The 3,007-nt window shown below is 66.4% G+C and carries 5 protein-coding genes; 1 reads left to right on the top strand and 4 read right to left on the bottom strand.

Going from position 1 to position 3,007, the window contains the following annotated elements; all coding sequences use genetic code 11:
* Positions 1-132: 132 nt before the first annotated feature.
* Both AB0H52_RS31655 and AB0H52_RS31660 read right to left on the bottom strand, forming a co-directional pair.
* Complete coding sequence (locus AB0H52_RS31655) at positions 133-447, bottom strand: hypothetical protein (RefSeq protein ID WP_225854886.1); 315 nt, start codon at positions 445-447, stop codon at positions 133-135.
* Entirely contained in the window at positions 444-935 is a 492-nt protein-coding gene (locus AB0H52_RS31660) for a hypothetical protein (protein ID WP_357951952.1), read from the bottom strand. The genes AB0H52_RS31655 and AB0H52_RS31660 overlap by 4 nt, the downstream gene beginning before the upstream one ends.
* Before the next feature lie 657 nt (positions 936-1,592).
* Between AB0H52_RS31660 and AB0H52_RS31665 the strand changes: the two genes are divergently transcribed.
* Complete coding sequence (locus AB0H52_RS31665; RefSeq protein ID WP_151492692.1) at positions 1,593-2,066, top strand: hypothetical protein; 474 nt, start codon at positions 1,593-1,595, stop codon at positions 2,064-2,066.
* A gap of 24 nt (positions 2,067-2,090) precedes the next feature.
* On the opposite strand, the gene AB0H52_RS31670 is transcribed toward AB0H52_RS31665, so the two are convergent.
* Together AB0H52_RS31670 and AB0H52_RS31675 are read right to left on the bottom strand one after the other, a co-directional pair.
* Positions 2,091-2,666 (bottom strand): hypothetical protein, encoded by a 576-nt coding sequence (locus AB0H52_RS31670; RefSeq protein WP_151492691.1) that lies wholly within the window; start codon positions 2,664-2,666, stop codon positions 2,091-2,093.
* Positions 2,667-2,752: 86 nt separating this feature from the next.
* Positions 2,753-3,007: DUF6879 family protein (locus tag AB0H52_RS31675; RefSeq protein ID WP_357951954.1), on the bottom strand; the 255-nt coding region annotated here is incomplete at its 5' end.

Raw genomic sequence — 3,007 nt, forward strand, 5'->3', positions numbered from 1 at the left:
GGATCGGGGAAGATGAGGACACGAGCGCGGCTCCTGGAACGATCTTTAGGTCTAGACACCCGAAAGATCATCAGAGTCGCGCTCGTCCCACAACTCCCACCTTGGACCCATCCTGAACCTGGACAGAACATCTCAAGCCGGAACAACGCCGGGGCCGTGGGCCAGGCCGCAGGCGACCAGCATGCCGAGAATGACCAGCCCGACCCTCGTCCAAGGCACGTCCCTGCTCGGTCGGACGCCGATGGAGACCGCCACCGCCAGTTGAGCGGTGAGGACGAGGCAGATGACGACGCTCAGCACCCGGTAGCCGACCCCGTAGAAGGACCACCAGGTCACGGTGCCGAACACCGCCGGAACAACCATCAGCAGGCTCAGCCCGATCAGCGGTGTAGCGAGTTCCCACCGCTGCAGAGCGGCTCCTGCCGGGTGCGATGTCTGGCGGGTCAACTGTCGATGACTCGCAGGAAGACCGTGCCGCTGCCGGCGTCGAGGTAGACGGTGCCGTTGTACTGTGCCGTCCGCACGTCCTTGGCGAACTGCTCACTGACCTGCCAGGTGCCGCCGGTCGGCAGGAACGGGCGCAGCTCGGCGCTCAGCGGTGCGTCCCAGTTGGGCGGTGCGGGCTGCCATTCGTACCCTTTGATGATTGTGGCCAGGGTGTCGGGTCGCAGCACGACCAGCGCCTCGATGCGCGTGTCGGTCGGGCCGGTGACGCCGCGGGTGTCAGCTCCGGCGGCTGACGCCTGCCAGTGGGTTTCGACGAACTCGCCGAGGCGCGGAAACCGTTTCGCGATCGGGTCTCGGTCGGTCCGGACCGGTGCCGGGCTCACGCTGGTGGTCCTCCCTGTCGGCTCGTCGTCGGGGGCGTTGTCGGAGCATCCGGCAAGGGCCAGGACGAGTGCCGTCGCCAGAAGCCCGGCGCGAATGTCATCCATCGGTACGCCCACCTACCAGATTCTGCCAGCCGGGACCCACTCCGTGGTGCCTGTGTTGACGGCAAGTTGAGCGCCGAGCGACGGCCTTCTCCGCCGCCGTCGAGGACCTGGGCGGCCAAGACGCTTTCATCTCAGACGGAGTACCCGATGCCGCCGGGCGTCGGTGGAGCCCGCCCGCCGGGGAGTCTCGGCGCGTCGCGCGGCGTCTCGCCGGCCAGAGTAGCGGCATCGGCGGGACCCGCCCCAGGGCGAGGATCGGCCGTCGGGACAGGCTCGAGCCCGCCGCTTGTCGGTGTAAAAATATCGACAGTTATCCATTGGCAGATGGATGAGGATGGTGGCATGCCTCGATGTCGTGCCCGATGCAAGGACAACACTCTCTGCAAGAACCCAGTTGGCGCGCCGGGGGTACGTTGCCGCCGGCACGTCGGACTGCCGGAGGAGGGGCCGCGACACCCAAAGCAGAGATCGGCAAGACGGAGATCTCCAGTATCGGCCAGCCCAGGTCGGCGAGGCGCTGGCGGGGGCGTTTCACGCGCGGGGAGCGTAAGGGGTGGGGGAGCCCAGGAACGCCGCCGCCAAGAGCGCGTTGAGAGGGCTGCCGAATTTTGTGTCGGGGTTCTTAACGACGGGTGGGCTGATGTTGTGTCCGGCCGCGTGACGGAATACGTCGCCGAGGAGACCTGGAAGAGGCTCTTCGGGCGGCGGCGCCGCAGGAGGTGCAAGCTGTTGGCTCAGACGGCCGGGGCAGTACTGGCCGGAAAGCAGATGCTGCACGGTCTCGTCGGAGCCGTAGCGGCCTGGCTGGCCAGCCTTTTCGGCGGTGACAGGGTAGTGCAATCCATCGCCCGTCAACTCGCGTCGAACATCCCGCTTCCTCCTGACGCCAAGATGGTGGCTACGGCGCGGGGATTGCAGGTGATCGGGGTGCTGCTATGTCTGTTTAACGGTGATGACCTGAGGAGATGCCAATGCTTTATCGATCTTGCTCTTGAGGAAGCCAAGACGCAGGTAAAGAAGATCCTCCTCGCCGCGATGGAAAACTGGACGGCGTTGGCGTGGTTCCCGGCCTCACCTGCGGTGGCGGAACGAGGCATCTATGGCATGTACGGGAGCACCGGAGGGCACTGAATCGCGCACCCGGATGATGGCCGGTCAGCTTGGACGGACCGTGGCGGGTGGAGGCATCACGAAACCCTCGGCGTACGTCTGGCGGGCAGCCTGTAGGAAGTCGAACCGCTCCTTGTGCGCACGGTCCCAGCCGGCCTCAAGCCCAGGCGGCCAACGACGGCCGCGGTACCGCTTGTCGATGATTTCTGAGAGTGAACCGACCGCGTCGAGCAGAGCCTGAGCGCGCTGCGCCAGTGAATCAGGTCCCGCGACCTGAACGACGGCGTTGGCGGCGACGAGTTGGTTCCATTCGGCCGTGTACTGCCGGTGCTGCTCTGTCGGCTGCTCACCCTCGGGATGAAGGTTCAACAGGTCGCTGAGTTCCCGGGCCTGATCAAGGAAGCTGTCCACTCGGGTCAGGAGCACGACGTAGGCTCCGCTGCTGGCGTCGGCGAGCTGGGTGCTCCGGGCCCGCTCGGCGTCTGCGAGCTCATTGCCGCGAGCATGTTCGGCTTGAGCACGTTGGGTGCGGGTGCTCAGCCAACCGACGGCGAACGTGGCGCCGCCGCCAACGAGCGCACCCAACAAGACGAAGAGGCCCGTCGTGATCTCAGTGGTCACGCAAGGCAGTAGAACATGGAAGGCCGCGATTGTCTGCCCTGGAGGCTTGGCTGCCCGGCTTCGTCCGACCCGGCGCCTTCCATCTCTCACCCCGAGCGGGGAGGCCCCGTCGGCGCCACTGCACGGGCGAAGAACTCGTCGAGCGGCTCACCGCCCTGGTAGAGCGACTCGATGAACGATTGGCAGCTTGCCACCAGGTCGGGGTCACGCCAGCGGCGGGCGGACGCCAGCACACCGTCGGCGTCGTAGTACGGCAGCCGCCATTTGCTAGTTGGCCAGGGCATAGTCTCGGTTGAGTCGGGTGCGTTGGTGGAACCAGCGTGCTCGGGCTTGGTGGCGGC

Source organism: Micromonospora sp. NPDC050695 (assembly GCF_040654415.1).
Lineage (GTDB): Bacteria > Actinomycetota > Actinomycetes > Mycobacteriales > Micromonosporaceae > Micromonospora.

Excerpts from the sequence above, each read along its gene's own strand:
- AB0H52_RS31660 (WP_357951952.1), bottom strand. The coding sequence starts at position 935 with ATGGATGACATTCGCGCCGGGCTTCTGGCGACGGCACTCGTCCTGGCC.